The organism is Brasilonema bromeliae SPC951 (assembly GCF_012912135.1).
Lineage (GTDB): Bacteria > Cyanobacteriota > Cyanobacteriia > Cyanobacteriales > Nostocaceae > Brasilonema > Brasilonema bromeliae.
Genome location: NZ_QMEB01000054.1, coordinates 26326 through 26967, shown reverse-complemented (window position 1 = coordinate 26967; position 642 = coordinate 26326). Strand labels below are relative to the sequence as shown.

Sequence of the window (642 nt, the reverse complement as noted above, 5' to 3'; positions counted from 1 at the left end):
CCCCTATACCCCTATACCCCTAGTTGTTGACTCGACGTTCTGTTACCAAAGTCAGAGTAACCCATTCGCCTTTGTCGTCGTAGCTGCGAATCATCCGTTGGCGTAAGTCTGGTTGGATAAGCCAACCGACTTCAAGAAAAAGTGGTTGACGTAATTGCAGCTTGAGTGGAGAGGTTGCAGAAGCACCATCAGGTAGAAGTAGGACTTGTATTTGATGGTGCGGATCTTGGTTGAAGTGGATGATAGAGTCTTTGACAGTCGCTGTTGAAGTGATTGTGCGTTCGCCAAAAGTTAAGCTTTGCGTTAATCGCCCAGCACCATCAAGTTGTAGTTGCATTTTGGTGGAGTAACTTTGGGGAGAACGCCAATCTGGATATATTGTCACTGCTTCACCCTGCCATTCTCCCAAAAGGTCATCTACTTTTAAAGGTGGACGTTGTACTGGTTGAGTTCCAGCCAGATGTTCTCTAATAAGGGTGAGTTTGTCTAGTTGAAGGTTTTTGTCAAATAACTGAACCAAACGTAAGCGGCGATTTTCCCAAATTAAACCCAGTTCTGCCCCAAATTCGGAAAATGGACCAAGTTGTGTTGAACCTTGAGAAAACGCCCCATTTTCAAAAAACAGCACGCTACGTCCTAAAG

1 protein-coding gene is annotated in these 642 nt (G+C 45.0%); it reads right to left on the bottom strand.

Features of this window, described 5'->3' with window-relative positions:
• Positions 1-19 precede the first annotated feature (19 nt).
• The coding region (locus DP116_RS09530) for a DUF3598 family protein (RefSeq protein WP_246275552.1) at positions 20-642 on the bottom strand (623 nt) is incomplete at its 5' end.